Origin of the sequence: Pectobacterium wasabiae CFBP 3304 (genome assembly GCF_001742185.1) — a bacterium.
Lineage (GTDB): Bacteria > Pseudomonadota > Gammaproteobacteria > Enterobacterales > Enterobacteriaceae > Pectobacterium > Pectobacterium wasabiae.
Window position 1 is genome coordinate 3335474 of record NZ_CP015750.1, and the last position, 15681, is coordinate 3351154.

At 49.4% G+C, this 15681-nt stretch carries 12 protein-coding genes and 6 tRNA genes; 5 read left to right on the forward strand and 13 right to left on the reverse strand.

Annotated elements, in window-relative coordinates; genetic code table 11:
* The first annotated feature begins 75 nt into the window (after positions 1–75).
* Positions 76–1242: a 3-demethoxyubiquinol 3-hydroxylase gene (ubiF, locus tag A7983_RS15050; RefSeq protein ID WP_005976324.1), complete on the forward strand. Its 1167-nt coding sequence runs from the start codon at positions 76–78 to the stop codon at positions 1240–1242.
* A 23-nt stretch (positions 1243–1265) separates the two neighbouring features.
* On the opposite strand, the gene A7983_RS15055 is transcribed toward ubiF, so the two are convergent.
* The 11 genes from A7983_RS15055 to nagB all read right to left on the reverse strand — a co-directional run bounded on the left by A7983_RS15055 (position 1266) and on the right by nagB (position 7995).
* The gene (locus A7983_RS15055; protein ID WP_005976326.1) at positions 1266–1871 is read right to left on the reverse strand and encodes a hypothetical protein; all 606 of its coding nucleotides are present in this window, start codon (positions 1869–1871) and stop codon (positions 1266–1268) included.
* Between the two features lie 137 nt (positions 1872–2008).
* A tRNA-Gln gene (locus A7983_RS15060) sits at positions 2009–2083 on the reverse strand.
* A gap of 6 nt (positions 2084–2089) precedes the next feature.
* A tRNA-Met gene (locus tag A7983_RS15065) sits at positions 2090–2166 on the reverse strand.
* Between the two features lie 51 nt (positions 2167–2217).
* Positions 2218–2292, reverse strand: a tRNA-Gln gene (locus tag A7983_RS15070).
* 36 nt (positions 2293–2328) lie between these two features.
* Positions 2329–2403, reverse strand: a tRNA-Gln gene (locus A7983_RS15075).
* A gap of 56 nt (positions 2404–2459) precedes the next feature.
* Positions 2460–2544 (reverse strand) — tRNA-Leu (locus tag A7983_RS15080).
* 7 nt (positions 2545–2551) lie between these two features.
* Positions 2552–2628: transfer RNA gene (locus tag A7983_RS15085), tRNA-Met, on the reverse strand.
* Positions 2629–2846: 218 nt separating this feature from the next.
* Positions 2847–4511 carry an asparagine synthase B gene (gene asnB / locus A7983_RS15090; protein WP_005973827.1) on the reverse strand — a complete coding sequence of 555 codons (1665 nt, stop codon included), beginning with the start codon at positions 4509–4511 and terminating at the stop codon, positions 2847–2849.
* 203 nt (positions 4512–4714) lie between these two features.
* Positions 4715–5938, reverse strand: coding sequence for a DNA-binding transcriptional regulator NagC (nagC, locus tag A7983_RS15095; RefSeq protein ID WP_005973830.1), 1224 nt, complete (start codon positions 5936–5938; stop codon positions 4715–4717).
* Between the two features lie 91 nt (positions 5939–6029).
* A complete protein-coding gene (gene nagA, locus A7983_RS15100; RefSeq protein ID WP_005973832.1) occupies positions 6030–7175 on the reverse strand; it encodes an N-acetylglucosamine-6-phosphate deacetylase in 1146 nt (381 codons plus the stop codon).
* Positions 7176–7194: 19 nt separating this feature from the next.
* Complete coding sequence (gene nagB, locus A7983_RS15105; RefSeq protein WP_005973835.1) at positions 7195–7995, reverse strand: glucosamine-6-phosphate deaminase; 801 nt, start codon at positions 7993–7995, stop codon at positions 7195–7197.
* Between the two features lie 361 nt (positions 7996–8356).
* Here nagB and nagE point away from each other — a divergent pair, with 361 nt between their 5' ends.
* Both nagE and glnS read left to right on the forward strand, forming a co-directional pair.
* Positions 8357–9853: an N-acetylglucosamine-specific PTS transporter subunit IIBC gene (gene nagE / locus A7983_RS15110; RefSeq protein ID WP_005973837.1), complete on the forward strand. Its 1497-nt coding sequence runs from the start codon at positions 8357–8359 to the stop codon at positions 9851–9853.
* Between the two features lie 165 nt (positions 9854–10018).
* On the forward strand, positions 10019–11677 hold the full coding sequence (gene glnS, locus A7983_RS15115; RefSeq protein ID WP_005973840.1) for a glutamine--tRNA ligase: 1659 nt from the start codon (positions 10019–10021) through the stop codon (positions 11675–11677).
* Positions 11678–11740: 63 nt separating this feature from the next.
* Here glnS and fur read toward each other — a convergent pair whose 3' ends face one another.
* Positions 11741–12190: a ferric iron uptake transcriptional regulator gene (gene fur, locus A7983_RS15120; RefSeq protein ID WP_005973843.1), complete on the reverse strand. Its 450-nt coding sequence runs from the start codon at positions 12188–12190 to the stop codon at positions 11741–11743.
* Between the two features lie 329 nt (positions 12191–12519).
* Complete coding sequence (fldA, locus tag A7983_RS15125; RefSeq protein ID WP_005973844.1) at positions 12520–13047, reverse strand: flavodoxin FldA; 528 nt, start codon at positions 13045–13047, stop codon at positions 12520–12522.
* A gap of 541 nt (positions 13048–13588) precedes the next feature.
* Here fldA and A7983_RS15130 point away from each other — a divergent pair.
* Positions 13589–13831, forward strand: coding sequence for a hypothetical protein (locus tag A7983_RS15130; protein WP_039477595.1), 243 nt, complete (start codon positions 13589–13591; stop codon positions 13829–13831).
* A gap of 104 nt (positions 13832–13935) precedes the next feature.
* Entirely contained in the window at positions 13936–15603 is a 1668-nt protein-coding gene (locus tag A7983_RS15135) for a methyl-accepting chemotaxis protein (RefSeq protein WP_005973847.1), read from the forward strand.
* Positions 15604–15681: the final 78 nt, after the last annotated feature.

Consider the following 15681-nt stretch of genomic DNA (forward strand, 5'->3'; position numbering starts at 1 on the left):
CCGCAAATCCAGTACACTATTTTCATGCATTTTTACTGGTGTGAATAAACCAGAACCAGAGGGGATAAAGCCAATATGCATTACGATGCGATTGTAGTTGGCGGTGGAATGGTCGGCGCGGCTGCGGCGCTTGGGCTGGCACAGCAAGGATTTCAGGTTGCGGTCATTGAGCAGGAAATGCCGACGCCGTTTGATGTCGCTAGCCCGCCAGATTTACGGATCTCGGCGATTGGCTATGCGTCGGTTGCGCTGTTGAAAGAACTGGGCGCGTGGCAGCGAGTACAGCAGATGCGCAGTGCGCCTTACCGCCGGCTGGAAACCTGGGAATGGGAGAATGCCAGAGTGGTTTTCGATGCTGCCGACATTCATCTGCCTGAGCTGGGTTTTATGGTGGAAAACCGTGTGCTGCAACTGGCGCTTTGGGAAAGCTTGCAGAAAGAGGAACGCTGCGAATGTTATTGCCCGGCTACGCCGCAGAGTCTGCAACACACGGATGATGGCTGGTGCTTGCAACTTGCTGATGGGAAACAACTGACGGCTTCGCTAGTGATTGGTGCCGATGGCGCGAACTCTCAGGTTCGCCAGTGGGCGGGAATTGGCATCAGCGGCTGGCAGTATCGCCAGTCTTGTATGTTGATCGGCGTTGAAACTTCTCAACCGCAGCAGGATGTTACCTGGCAACAGTTCACGCCGAGCGGCCCACGTGCGTTTTTACCGCTGTTTGATCAATGGGGCTCACTGGTGTGGTATGACCGTCCGCAGCGTATTCGCCAGCTACAGGCAATGCCACTTACACTGTTGGATAAAGAGATTGCGGCCGCGTTTCCAGAGCGATTGGGGGCGGTAAAGGCACTCTCCGTAGGGTCATTCCCGCTGATCAGACGCCATGCACAAACCTATATCAAGCCCGGTTTGGTGCTGCTGGGCGATGCGGCGCATACCATTAATCCGCTGGCAGGGCAGGGCGTTAATTTAGGATATCGCGATGTTGAAGCGTTGCTGGATGTGTTGATCAACGCGCGCGATGCCGGGGAAGAATGGGCTTCTGAACGGATTTTACGCCGTTATCAGTGCCGCCGTATGCCGGATAACCTGATGATGCAAAGTGGGATGGATTTATTCTATAACGCGTTCAGTAACGCATTACCGCCGCTGAGCTTTGCTCGCAATATGGCGCTGATGGTTGCACAGCGCGCTGGCGTGTTAAAACAGCGCGCACTGAAATATGCCATTGGTGTCTAATCCAATAATGAGGATGTCGCCAGCTACCGTAATGGCTTGGCGGTGAAGATAATATCGGCGTCCGCGTCGGTTGTTGCTGTAAAACGAGTATTCCCTACCTGCCGAATGCCTTTACCTGAGGTTCGGCTATCCTGAAGTAGGCCAAACATCATCTCAGTTACTTCACGGTTTTCGATATTATTTCCACCCAGTAGCGCGGAAAACACGGCTGTGACAATTTGTAGATTCTGTGTCGCTGTTTCGGCAGATTCTGATGAAGCGCTGAACACGATGAGCTCTGTGAGTTGTTGATTTTGTTTTTCTGCTGACCCGATTAACCCGACGTGTTCATTGAAAATGTGCTGAAAATCATCAACGGAATGTCCCTTCTCCAGATTAATGATCAATTTGAGTGGGATATTGAGTTGCGTCAGGTTGGCATTCATTCTGTCTGCAAACTCTTGTGATGAAATCTTGAAAGACGCGACATTCGCGGCATTCGTTGGGGCGATGAAGCAAAACAGCAGAGCCACATTGAGCAGTAACGTGTTTAACCGCGCACGAACGACGGATTGCCTAACGTGTTTTTGTCGTGATGGTGCTACGTGGCTGAAACCACAAGTAACAAAGAATGTAGATAAAACCTTCATGCTGCCCTTTTTGGGAAAATCGAATGATTGATTGGGATATGCTTGCTGGCATCAGACTATGTTAATACCAGACATAAGAAAACGGGGCGACGTCTTTCGACTATCGCCCCGTATCTTGCTGTTTTACCAGCTTTATTTGGCTGGGGTACGAGGATTCGAACCTCGGAATGCCGGAATCAGAATCCGGTGCCTTACCGCTTGGCGATACCCCAAAAATTTGGTAGCTACGACGGGAATCGAACCTGTGACCCCAGCATTATGAGTGCTGTGCTCTAACCAGCTGAGCTACGTAGCCAAATGTACTGCTGTTATCACTTCATCTAAAAAATTTCTACTATCAAATAGATGGCTGGGGTACCTGGATTCGAACCAGGGAATGCTGGTATCAAAAACCAGTGCCTTACCGCTTGGCGATACCCCAATAGGACAACATATTTTTCTCACACACTATTTGAAATGGCTGGGGTACCTGGATTCGAACCAGGGAATGCTGGTATCAAAAACCAGTGCCTTACCGCTTGGCGATACCCCAATCACAACAAACACTAACAAGCTTCGAAAAGCAATGTCAAACCGAGAAGATGATAATGGTGCGGGAGGCGAGACTTGAACTCGCACACCTTGCGGCGCCAGAACCTAAATCTGGTGCGTCTACCAATTTCGCCACTCCCGCAGAAAGATGGTGGCTACGACGGGAATCGAACCTGTGACCCCAGCATTATGAGTGCTGTGCTCTAACCAGCTGAGCTACGTAGCCATCTTTCCGCTTCACCTTCATCGGCGTTGCGGGGCGCATTATGCGTAGTTGACCTAATTGCGTCAACTAGTTTTTTCCCGAAAAGTGCCCTCAATGTATCGTTTGTTTGGGTTGTGAACAGTATGGTGAGAAAAACACCAAAAGGCACGCATTCCCAATCAATTAAGCGTACAAAAACGGGCCTTTTATAGCCCGTTGACTGATAAAACTAAATCGAATTATTTGTAGGCTGATTGGTGTACACCAACCGCGCGGCCTGATGGGTCATCCAGTTTTTTGAAGGATTCATCCCACTCAATCGCTTTAGCCGACGAACAGGCGACTGACGGGCCACCAGGGACACATTCTGCTGCACTGGGGACCGGGAACAACTCTTCGAAGATTTCACGATACAGGTAGGCTTCTTTGGAGCCTGGCGTGTTGTACGGGAAGCGGAAGCGTGCAGTTTCCAATTGTTGATCGGTAACCTGGTTTGCAGCGACTTCTTTCAGCGTGTCGATCCAGCTATAGCCCACGCCATCAGAGAACTGTTCTTTCTGACGCCAGGCAACGCTGTGCGGCAGATCCGATTCAAAGCACTCACGCAGGATGTGTTTTTCCATCTTGCCGTTGCCGCACATTTTGTCGCGCGGATTGATGCGCATGGCGACATCGAGGAAGTTTTTGTCCAGGAATGGCACGCGAGCTTCCACGCCCCAAGCTGACATCGCTTTGTTAGCGCGAGCGCAGTCATACTGGTGCAGTGCCAGCAGCTTACGTACGGTTTCTTCATGCAGCTCTTTGGCATTTGGCGCTTTGTGGAAGTAGAGGTAGCCGCCGAACACTTCATCAGAACCTTCGCCTGACAGCACCATCTTGATGCCCATCGCTTTAATTTTACGCGACATCAGGTACATCGGCGTTGAGGCACGAATCGTGGTGACGTCATAGGTTTCGATGTGATAAATCACGTCGCGAATCGCATCCAGCCCTTCCTGCACGGTGAAGTGAATTTCGTGGTGCACGGTGCCTAAGTGGTTAGCGACCTCTTGCGCAGCTTTCAAATCTGGCGCACCTTCCAAGCCGACGGCAAAAGAGTGCAACTGAGGCCACCAGGCTTCACTGCGCGCGTCATCTTCTACGCGACGTGCGGCATATTTTTTGGTGATCGCGGAGATAACGGAAGAATCCAGACCACCAGAGAGCAACACGCCGTAAGGCACATCGGACATCAGGTGGCTTTTCACCGCTTCTTCCAGCGCATCGTGCAGCGCTTCTTTATCTGTTTCGTTGTCTTTTACGGCATCGTAATCAAACCAGTCACGCTGGTAATACTCACGGATTTCCCCGTCTTTGCTCCACAGGTAGCTACCCGCTGGGAATTCTTTGATGGTACGGCAAACTGGCACCAGCGCTTTCATTTCAGACGCGACGTAGAGGTTACCGTGCTCATCGTAGCCCATATACAGCGGGATGATGCCGAGATGGTCACGGCCAATCAGGTAGGCGTCTTTTTCGCTGTCATACAGCGCAAAAGCAAACATGCCGCGCAGTTCATCCAGGAATTCAGGGCCTTTTTCCTGATATAGGGCAAGGATGACTTCGCAGTCGGAGCCAGTTTGAAACGCGTAACGGTCACCGTATTGCTGACGCAATGCTTGATGGTTATAAATTTCACCGTTAACGGCCAGAATGTGGGTGCGCTCGGCGTTGTAAAGCGGTTGTGCGCCTGTGTTGACGTCAACGATAGACAGACGTTCGTGAGCTAGAATGGCCTTGTCGCTGGCATAAACGCCGGACCAGTCTGGCCCGCGGTGACGCATTAAACGGGATAATTCCAGCGCTTTCTTACGCAGTTCAACAGGATCGCTTTTCAGATCAAGCACACCAAAAATAGAACACATACATGACTCCCAGTAATTACGAATTCGACCTTAGTGCTATTGATTTAGCATCAAATTGCCATAGGAATTCAATATTATTTAATGAAAAAACCGATTGGTGTGGTGTTTCGTTAATTTTTTGACGGATTTAATGTTTAATCGTCAAATTAATGAAGGGGAAAGGCCGGATTTTTAGTGATTACATAATCCGGCCAGAAAGGGAATCAAGCGTTTTCGAGTAATTGCTGCAGCAGCACGCCGTTTAGCATCGCACGTTTAACTAAGGAGAAGGCGCTGATAGCGGAAAGATGGTTAAGGCTTGAGACCTCAATCGGTAGATTATGACGAAATTCCTTCAGCACCTGAGAATTGATACAGCGCTGGATGGCAGGAAGTAGCGTTTTTTCTGCTGCGGTGATTTCACCAGCAATCACGACTTTCTGAGGGTTGAACAGGTTGATCGCGATGGAAAGCGCTTTGCCGAGATTAAGCCCGGCCTGTTCGATGACCTCACGGGCGAGCGCATCGCCTCGATTCGCTGCTTTGCAAATCGTAGAAATCGTCGCGTTATCTGCAGAAAGTTTGCTGGGGTAACCTTGGCGCAGCAGATGCTGTACGCGTTGTTCAATCGCACTGTTGGCGACGACGGTTTCCAGACAGCCGAAATTACCACAGTGGCAACGATCGCCGAGTGGATCGATCTGAATATGACCGATCTCACCCACGTTGCCGTTACTGCCAAGAAAAATTTGCCCGTTGACGAGAATCCCCGCGCCTGTACCCCGATGGACACGTACCAGAATAGAATCTAACGAGTCGTGTGTTGCACCGAAGTAGTGTTCTGCCAACGCCAGACTGCGGATGTCGTGACCGACAAAACTGGTGACGTTGAAGCGACGTTGCAGGTTTTCAACCAGTTGCCAGTTATCCACGCTGATGTGCGGCATATAGCGGACAATACCCGCAACGGGATCAACCAATCCCGGCAGCACCACAGAAATCGCAATAAGCTCGCGAATGCGGCGCTGGTGGCTGGTAATGAAGTCGCTGATAGATTGAAAAAGCGTGGCCTCCAACGTCTCCTGCGTGTTTTCTTGCAGTTCGTAGTGCGCTTCTTCCAGGGCTTTTCCCTGTAAATCGTACAGCGCAATGGTGGCGTCATAACGACCGAGACGAACGGCGATGCTATGGAAAGGACGATTTTCGGTGGTAATCGAAATGGCGCGTCTGCCACCAGTGGAAGCCTGCTGATCGACTTCTTTGATGAGCCCGCGTTCCAGAAGTTGGCGGGTGATTTTGGTGACGCTGGCGGGAGCAAGTTGGCTCTGCTCTGCTATCTGAATCCGTGAGATCGGGCCTTGCTGATCAATCAGGCGGTAAACCACCGCGCTGTTTAATTGCTTAACCAGATCGACATTCCCTATCTGCGCCTGTCCGCCTGTGGTCATTAAGAAGTACTCGCTTAGGTTTAACTCAACGTTGGGGAAACCTTATTTGGTTTTCCCAACGTATTTCTGCGTTACCCCAAGACGCTTCGCTTTACCCCCAAACTGGGTTGCCGTTAACAAATGTCTTGAGAATGTGATAATCACGGTCAAAGGCGGTCAGGTTCGCCACTTTACCGCTTTCAATGCTGCCTAGCTGTTTGTCGACACCGATGGCACGAGCGGGATAGAGCGTCGCCATCCGAATTGCTTCATCCAGTGCGATACCAACGTGTTCGACGCTATTACGTACGGCGTCAATCATAGTCAGTGCCGAACCGCTCAGGGTGCCGTTTTCATCAACACAAATGCCATCACGGTAGTATATGGTTTTACCAGCAAAAATGAACTGGTCAATATCTGCGCCCGCCGGTGCGGTGGCGTCGGTAACCAACACTAGTTTATCGCCCTTGATGCGTTTACTGTTGCGAATGTTGGCCCAGTCTACGTGTCGTCCATCCGCGATAATGCCGCAATAGACTTCTGGGGCATCGTAAATTGCGCCAACGAGTCCAGGCTCGCGGCCAGTCAGATACGGCATGGCGTTGAACAGGTGAGTGGCGAAACGAATACCGGCGGCAAAACCCTGCTTAGCCTGTTCCCAGGTCGCGTTAGAATGTCCAGCAGAGACGATGATACCCGCCGCAGTTAACTGACGGATAACGGCCGGTTCGACTTCTTCCGGTGCCAGCGTAATTTTCGTAATCGCACCCGCGTTGGCGCACAGAAAGTTGACGAGTTCTTGCGTTGGCTTGCGGATAAAGGCTGGGTCATGTGTGCCTTTTTTTATTACGTTCAGCCACGGGCCTTCGAGATGCAGCCCAAGCGCCTGATGCTTATTCTGCGCCAGCCAGTCTCTCATTACGTTGACGCTGTGCTTCATGAACGCGTCGCTGGACGTAATTAGCGTAGGTAAAAAGCTGGTACAGCCCGAGCGCTGGTTTGCCTGCTGCATGATTTCCAACGTTTTGACAGATATCGTTTCCAGCGAATCGTTGAACTGCACACCACCACAACCGTTCAACTGGAGATCGATAAATCCAGGAGCGAGGAACGCACCGCCCAGGTCGTGTTGTTCAATGCCAGAAGAGAGATCGGCAAGTGGGCAGATCCGTTCGATCAGCCCATCGGCAATCACAACGGCGTGATTATCCAAAATCTGATGGCCGGTGAAAATCCGGCTATGGGTTAACGCGTACATCATCAACTCCCGCGATCGGTTAGAGATTTCTCATACTTTCCGTTTCTAACTCACGGAAATACTTAACGGTTTTTATCTTTAACTCCATCGTTGAAGGCTCATCACAAACCATGATGGCTTTAGCATGGAGTTGCAGACAACTGATGGTCCACATGTGGTTGACGTTGCCTTCTACCGCAGCCTGTAGCGCTTGCGCTTTGTTGCGTCCGGTCACCAGAATCATCACTTCTTCGGCATCCAGCAATGTACCAACGCCAACGGTCAGGGCAAATTTGGGCACCAAACTGACGTCCCCGCCGAAGAAACGGGAATTCGCAATACGGGTTTCTTCCGTCAACGTTTTGATGCGGGTGCGGGAAGCCAGAGAGGAAGCGGGTTCATTGAAGGCGATGTGCCCATCATTGCCCACGCCGCCCATGAAAAGATGAATCTTCCCGTAGGATTTTATTTTCTCTTCATAGCGGCGACATTCTGCTGTGGTGTCTTCTGCGTTGCCGTTCAACAGGTTAATGTTTTCACGCGGAATATCAACGTGATTGAAGAAATTCTGATGCATGAAGGTATGATAGCTTTCTGGGTGATCGGTTGGCAGGCCGACGTATTCATCCATATTGAAGGTCACAACGTGTTTGAAGCTCACCAGACCGGCTTTGTGCATGGCGACCAGCGATTTATAGGCTTCCTGTGGTGAGCTACCTGTCGGTAAGCCAAGGATAAAAGGGCGCTCTGGACTGGGTTTGAAAGCGTTAATTTTCTCAACGATGTAGTGGGCGGCCCATTTTCCGACGTCTGCGGCGGTAGTTAAGGGGATGAGTCTCATCGGCGCTCTCCTGATTTCTAGTGGAATTAAATACGTTATCGCGTAAATCGTGCCAGTGGCACGCGTTCTCTATGTATTAAAATTAGTCTACTCCGTTTTTTTTAATCTTGAAATAAGTTGGGGTTTTATTCAGATATAAAGTTTTCGTATGCAGTTTTTTGGTGATTTTTATCACATAATTATGGGGATTAATTTGTGTAGCGAATTATTTTTCTTACACTGTTCCTAAGAACCACCGCAGGTCATGGTTTTTCGACAATGTGACGCTGTTCGACAGTGAAATTTTTGGCAGTGAAATTTATTGGCAGGTTTGTTTGCCCCACAACATTTCATTTACCTCGCAAAGGTAAGAGAGGGAAACGTGAGTATTCTTAGCTATTTACAAAAAGTTGGCCGGGCATTGATGGTGCCTGTCGCGACGCTGCCTGCTGCCGCTATCCTGATGGGGATAGGTTATTGGATTGATCCGGTTGGCTGGGGAAGTGAAAACGCGTTGGCGGCACTTCTCATCAAATCGGGTGAGGCGATCATTGGGCATATGGCGGTGCTGTTTGCAGTCGGTGTCGCTTACGGCATGTCGAAAGATAAGGATGGTGCGGCCGCATTGACCGGTTTTGTTGGTTATCTGGTGCTGACTACACTGTGTTCACCTGCTGTGGTCGCGATGATTCAACGAATTCCCGTTGAACTGGTGCCGGCTGCGTTTGGCAAGATTGAAAACCAGTTCATCGGGATTCTCGTCGGTGTGATGTCGGCTGAACTGTATAACCGTTTCAGCCAGGTTGAATTGCCTAAAGCGCTCTCTTTCTTCAGTGGGCGGCGTTTGGTACCGATTCTGGTTTCTTTCCTGATGATTCTGGTGGCGTTCATTTTAATGTACGTCTGGCCTGTCATTTACAATGCACTGGTGTCGTTTGGTGAACACATCCAACAGTTAGGGTCGGCTGGTGCTGGGGTTTATGCCTTTTTTAACCGCTTACTGATCCCTGTTGGATTACACCATGCGCTGAATTCCGTGTTCTGGTTTGATGTCGCGGGTATCAACGATATTCCTAACTTCCTGGCTGGCCAACAGTCTATCGATTCTGGTAAAGCCGTAGTGGGGATCACGGGCCGTTATCAGGCGGGTTTCTTCCCGATCATGATGTTCGGCCTGCCGGGAGCTGCGCTAGCGATTTACCACTGTGCGCGCCCAGAGAACAAAAGCAAAGTAGCCGGGATTATGCTGGCGGCGGCATTTGCTTCATTCTTCACTGGGATTACCGAGCCGCTGGAATTTTCGTTTATGTTTGTCGCGCCAGTGCTGTATTTCCTGCATGCGTTACTGACAGGTTTTTCCGTATTTATTGCAGCCAGTATGCAGTGGATCGCCGGTTTTGGTTTCAGCGCCGGTCTGGTGGATATGGTGCTGTCTTCGCGTAATCCGCTGGCAACCCAGTGGTACATGTTGATAGCGCAGGGGCTGGTATTCTTCGTCATTTACTACGTGGTGTTCCGCTTTACCATCACTCGCTTCAATCTGTTAACGCCGGGACGTGAGCTGGCGGTAAGCGGTAGCGAGGCAGATGGCTATGACGTGATTAAGGCGTCTGCGGGCAAGAAGTCAAACGATACGGCGGCGTTGGCACTGGGGTATTTGCAGGCGCTTGGTGGCAAAGCCAACCTGGTTGGTATCGACGCCTGTATCACACGTTTGCGTTTGAACGTGGTTGATTCCTCTCTGGTTGATGATGCACAGGCGAAACGTCTTGGTGCTGCGGGTGTTATTCGCCTGAATAAACAAAGCGTACAGATTGTGGTGGGCACGCAGGCTGAGTCGATAGCAACGGCGCTGAAAGCGGAGCATGACAAGGCGTAATATAATGACGATGCCTGTGTAACGCCGTGTTATATCGATGAAACTAGGGGGGTGAGATAGCAATCTCGCCCCTTTTTTTCGTTATGAATAATTAACGGTTGTTTCCCTGCGTAGCTTGTTGGATCATTGTCGGTTATACGTCGTTTTAGCATTGAGGAATGAAGAATGAGTGAGGCTGAAGCCCGCCCGACTAACTTTATCCGTCAGATTATTGATGAAGATCTGGCATCCGGTAAGCATGACCATATTCAGACGCGTTTCCCGCCAGAGCCGAACGGTTATCTGCATATTGGGCATGCCAAATCTATTTGTCTGAATTTTGGGATCGCGCGTGACTATCAAGGGCAGTGCAACCTGCGTTTTGACGACACCAATCCGGTAAAAGAAGATATCGAATACGTTGAGTCGATCAAACGTGACGTCGAGTGGCTGGGTTTTTCATGGAGCGGTAACGTTCGTTATTCTTCTGATTATTTCGATCAACTGCACGCTTATGCGGTTGAGCTGATCGGTAAAGGGCTGGCTTACGTTGATGAGCTGACGGCCGATCAGATTCGTGAATACCGTGGTTCGTTGACGGCTCCGGGCAAAAACAGCCCTTATCGCGATCGTACCGTGCAGGAAAACCTGGCGCTATTTGAAAAAATGCGTAACGGCGGGTTTGCAGAAGGTACTGCTTGTCTACGTGCAAAAATCGATATGGCATCATCCTTTATCGTGATGCGTGATCCGGTGCTGTATCGTATTAAGTTTGCCGATCATCACCAGACCGGCAACAAGTGGTGCATCTACCCAATGTATGACTTCACCCACTGCATTTCTGATGCGCTGGAAGGGATCACGCATTCTCTGTGTACGTTGGAATTCCAAGATAACCGCCGTCTGTACGACTGGGTTCTGGATAACATCACGATTCCTTGCCACCCACGTCAGTACGAATTCTCCCGCCTCAATCTTGAATACGCGATTATGTCCAAGCGTAAGCTGAATCAACTGGTCGTGGAAAATGTGGTTGAAGGCTGGGATGACCCGCGTATGCCGACCATCTCAGGCCTGCGTCGTCGTGGCTATAGTGCGGCTTCCGTCCGTGAATTCTGTGTGCGCATCGGCGTAACGAAGCAGGACAATAACGTGGAAATGGCCGCGCTTGAATCCTGCATCCGTGACGATCTGAATGAAAATGCTCCGCGTGCGATGGCAGTGCTAGATCCGGTCAAGGTCGTGATCGAGAATCTGCCCGCTGGGCACGAAGAGTTTGTTGCGATGCCAAACCATCCTAATAAGCCGGAAATGGGCTCACGTCAGGTGGCATTCAGCCGTGAAGTTTACATCGATCGCGCTGATTTCCGTGAAGAAGCCAACAAGCAGTACAAACGTCTGGTGTTGGGTAAAGAAGTTCGTCTGCGTAATGCCTATGTGATCAAAGCCGATCGCATTGAAAAAGACGAGCAGGGCACTATCACTACGATCTATTGCAGCTATGATGCGGAAACGCTGAGCAAAGATCCGGCTGACGGCCGTAAAGTGAAGGGGGTTATCCACTGGGTCTCTACGGCGCATGGCGTGCCAGCAGAATTCCGTTTGTACGATCGTTTATTCAGTGTGGCAAATCCTGGCGCGGCGGATGATTTCCTGTCGACGATTAACCCAGACTCACTGAAAGTTACGCAAGGTTTTGTCGAAGCGAGTTTGGCACAAGCGGAAGTAGAGAAGGCGTATCAGTTTGAGCGCGAAGGTTACTTCTGTGCCGATCGTGTTTACTCCAGTACAGAACATCTGGTGTTTAACCGAACGGTCGGGCTGCGCGATACTTGGGTTGGCTAAAGTCACGAAGTAGAAGATAAAAATAAAACCGCCTCGGCGGTTTTATTTTTTTATGCGGTCGATTTATCGTGTGGACTCATGCAGGGTTTCGTCTTCTCGACAATCCCCTTCACTGCAATGCCCATAGAGATACAAACTGTGGTTGGTCAGTTTAATGCCGTGTCTTTCTGCGATCTCACGCTGACGTGCTTCGATAGATTCATCGCGGAATTCAATGACTTTGCCACAGTCGAGGCAAATTAAGTGGTCGTGATGATGCTGCTGCGTCAATTCAAAGACGGATTTGCCACCTTCGAAGTTATGACGGGTTACGATACCAGCATCATCAAACTGGTTGAGTACGCGATAGACGGTAGCAAGACCAATCTCTTCGCCCATATCAATCAGTCTCTTATATAAATCTTCCGCACTGACGTGATGACAGACAGGATCCTGTAACACTTCCAGTATTTTCAGTCTTGGAAGAGTGACTTTCAAGCCGGCCTTCTTCAATGCGGTATTGTTGTCAGTCATGCGGGTTTAGTCCTGTAGCTTACTTATCAATGGAGGCTGCCTAGCCTATGACATCGGTCGGCTCAAAAAATGCAAACGCGTCTCAATTATAGAACCGCGCATACAAAATGAAAACAAGGGAATGTTAACAATATTGTCCCCACTCACACTATTGATATACAACGCAATCCGTTGTTGATGAATGAGGAAAAGGTAAAGCGCGTATAAAACCGATGGGATTATTGTACAGGTTTACTGATAGAAGTTAAAAAAATGTGTCAATTATTGTGAAAGGTTTTACCTATCGATACTATTTTGGCTCTGATAGGAATTATCAGAGCCAAAATGGCTTAGCCAACCAGCTCTTTCAGATTCAGTTCATCGCCGATCTGTTTCACCCACGTCGTCACGCGCTCGCTGGTCAATTCAGGCTGACGGTCTTCATCGATAGCCAAACCAATGAAGTGATTATCGTCGGCAAGTCCTTTAGACGCTTCAAAGTAATAACCTTCTGTTGGCCAGTGACCGACAATCGTCGCTCCGCGAGGTTCAATGATGTCGCGAATAGTCCCCATGGCATCACAGAAGTATTCCGCATAGTCTTCCTGATCGCCGCAGCCAAACAGAGCAACCAATTTTCCGGTGAAATCAACCTCTTCCAACGAAGGGAAGAAGTCATCCCAATCGCACTGAGCTTCACCGTAATACCAGGTTGGAATACCTAACAGCAGAATATCGAAACCTTCTAGGTCTTCTTTGCTACTTTTGGCGATGTCATGAACATCAGCAACGTTGGTGCCTAACTGCTGTTGGATCGTTTTGGCGATGTTTTCCGTGTTGCCCGTATCACTGCCAAAGAATATTCCGATGAGTGCCATGAATTGAATAACCTCTTGATTCTTAATGGTATGGTGTAATATTTCACCCACTTATCTGTTAATAATAACAGACACTCACATTAGGAGAAACTCGTATCGGTACGGAGGCGTAAATCAAGAGCATGCAAAATGCGGGGGGCGATAAAAGGAACGAAGCGCTGATCTTCTGGTGCTAAATTACCCATGGTAATAGTATGGTCATATTACCTTTCGAGATCAGACACGCATAGCCCTAACACTACCAAGGTTATTTATTTGCAATGATGTTTCATTTTTTATGAATGGTATTTTTATTTCATGGTTCGTTTCAGTTGTAATTAAAAGCAGACTTCTTTTTGTCAGAAATGAAAGTCACGGAACGATACATCTCTACTCTGGGAAATTAAAATGCATACAAAAGATAATGTTTTTACTGAATTGAAAATTTGTAACATTTTTAGGGAATATTCCTAATAAAAGAAGATAAGAATTATAACCATTTGTAGCTGAAACGATGCAGCCTTGAAGAAGAAATCTTTAGCTTTTGATGTTAAAGAATAAAATGAAAATGATGCGTAAATTGCTTCTCCGTCTAAGTGCGTATCCACGCCAGCGCACAAGGGACGCGGGTGGCCGTCGCTTTGCTTTCAACCCTCTGATTAAAAACCGTATATTTATAAAAATAGGTGAATTCATTCTCAGTGTGAAAAATTATATTAATAAATATAGCAAGAGTGCTAAATATTCTCTGTATTTAGCCGATGAACTAGCGTGGTTTTTGAGTTTTCAACTTGGTGAAATGTGAACGCTAGGGAGAAGTGGTCTGTTTTATTGTGTGAATTTTCTGATTCATATTGGTTGATTAGCGATAAAAATCTTTTTAACCATTTTCCTGATTTGGAGTGAGCTATGAGACTTATTAAAAATATTGCCATCAGAACCGCTATGCTATGGGTGCTGGGCATTTTTTGCGTTCTTTGGGGGGGCGTATCGATATATACCCTGTTCTCTTTTAAAGAGATGACTGCAACCTCAAAAACCAGCACCTTGCTGGTTCAGAACATGAATTTCATCAACCAGGGCAACGATCAATACTTTCGTATGGTGACCCGTCTGGCGCGCGCGGTAGATGCGCGTCGCAGTGGTGATAATGCGACTGCTGATAAAGAGCAGGCCTCTGCACTCGTCGCGCTGGATAAACTAAAGACTGATTTGGTGGCGTTTAATGCCATCGATCATGCGAGCCTGGATAATGCTCTGGTGCAGGCTGTCAGTCGTGACTGGAATAATCTGGTTGTTCAAGGCGTTGAACCGCTTTATCAAAAGGCCGTTGCCAACGCGCTGGATGATTACCAAAATCAGGCCAAGAATGTTGTGCCGCCATTGAGTCGCCAGTTTGGCGCGTCCCTATCCGCATTCAGTAACGCCAGCGCAGAGAAATTCGCTGCAGCGGGGGTTCGCTTTGAACAAATCACCACGGTTGGACAGAACATTTTGCTGAGCGGGCTGTTTATCGGCCTTATCATGCTGTTCCTAACCGATCGCTATCTGGTGGTGTGCTTGGTTCGCCCGTTGAATGACCTGCGCTATCACTTTAGCGTGATTGCCTCTGGTCATCTGGGTAAACCGATTCTGGACTTTGGTAATAACTGCGTTGGCCGCCTATTTCCACTGCTGCGTGAAATGCAGGGGAGTTTGGCGAGCACCGTTAGTACCATCAGAAACAGCACGGACTCCATCTATCAGGGAGCTTCTGAGATCGCAGCGGGTAACAACGATCTGTCATCACGTACCGAAGAGCAGGCTTCCGCGCTGGAAGAAACCGCTGCTAGCATGGAGCAACTGACGGCGACGGTGAAACAGAACGCCGAAAACGCCAACCATGCCAGTCAACTGGCACTGCAAGCCTCAACAACGGCGAAGAAGGGCGGTGAAATAGTTGAGAACGTGGTGAAAACCATGGCTGAAATCTCTGGCAGCTCAAGAAAAATTGCAGAAATCACCACCGTGATTAACGGCATTGCTTTCCAGACCAATATTCTGGCGCTGAACGCGGCGGTAGAAGCGGCGCGTGCGGGCGAACAAGGGCGTGGTTTTGCCGTGGTAGCCGGGGAAGTACGTAGCTTGGCGCAGCGTAGTGCGCAGGCGGCGAAAGAGATTGAAGGGCTGATTTCTGAATCGGTTCGCTGCGTGGATACCGGCTCTAATCTGGTTAGCGATGCAGGTGACACCATGCAGGATATCGTCCGCGCGGTTACCAACGTGACCGATATTATGGGTGAAATTGCCTCGGCATCGGAAGAACAGAGCAAAGGCATCGCACAGGTTGGTCAGGCTGTGGCGGAAATGGACAGCGTAACGCAGCAAAATGCCGCGTTGGTTGAACAGGCCTCTTCGGCAGCGTTGTCTTTGGAAGAGCAGGCGGCGTTGTTGAACCAGACCGTGTCCCTGTTCCAACTGTCCGATTCGCAGTCAGCGCTGCAAGTGGCTGCAAAACCGGTGCAAAAATCGCCAGTGATTGCCCCGCGTGCAAGCAAGGCGCTGCCAGCGAGTAGCGACAACTGGGAAAAATTCTAACTGTTGTTTTAATCCGGGGGCGTGTTTTTAGTCTCGGATGAACGTTCAGGCGGCGTCAGAGATGGCGCCGCGCAAGAG

What these genes read in the sequence shown, in the direction of transcription:
- ubiF (WP_005976324.1), top strand. Translation starts at nt 76, where the DNA reads ATGCATTACGATGCGATTGTAGTTGGCGGTGGAATGGTCGGCGCGGCT.
- A7983_RS15055 (WP_005976326.1), bottom strand. Translation starts at nt 1,871, where the DNA reads ATGAAGGTTTTATCTACATTCTTTGTTACTTGTGGTTTCAGCCACGTA.
- asnB (WP_005973827.1), bottom strand. Translation starts at nt 4,511, where the DNA reads ATGTGTTCTATTTTTGGTGTGCTTGATCTGAAAAGCGATCCTGTTGAA.
- nagC (WP_005973830.1), bottom strand. Translation starts at nt 5,938, where the DNA reads ATGACCACAGGCGGACAGGCGCAGATAGGGAATGTCGATCTGGTTAAG.
- nagA (WP_005973832.1), bottom strand. Translation starts at nt 7,175, where the DNA reads ATGTACGCGTTAACCCATAGCCGGATTTTCACCGGCCATCAGATTTTG.
- nagB (WP_005973835.1), bottom strand. Translation starts at nt 7,995, where the DNA reads ATGAGACTCATCCCCTTAACTACCGCCGCAGACGTCGGAAAATGGGCC.
- glnS (WP_005973840.1), top strand. Translation starts at nt 10,019, where the DNA reads ATGAGTGAGGCTGAAGCCCGCCCGACTAACTTTATCCGTCAGATTATT.
- fur (WP_005973843.1), bottom strand. Translation starts at nt 12,190, where the DNA reads ATGACTGACAACAATACCGCATTGAAGAAGGCCGGCTTGAAAGTCACT.
- fldA (WP_005973844.1), bottom strand. Translation starts at nt 13,047, where the DNA reads ATGGCACTCATCGGAATATTCTTTGGCAGTGATACGGGCAACACGGAA.
- A7983_RS15130 (WP_039477595.1), top strand. Translation starts at nt 13,589, where the DNA reads ATGAAAATGATGCGTAAATTGCTTCTCCGTCTAAGTGCGTATCCACGC.
- A7983_RS15135 (WP_005973847.1), top strand. Translation starts at nt 13,936, where the DNA reads ATGAGACTTATTAAAAATATTGCCATCAGAACCGCTATGCTATGGGTG.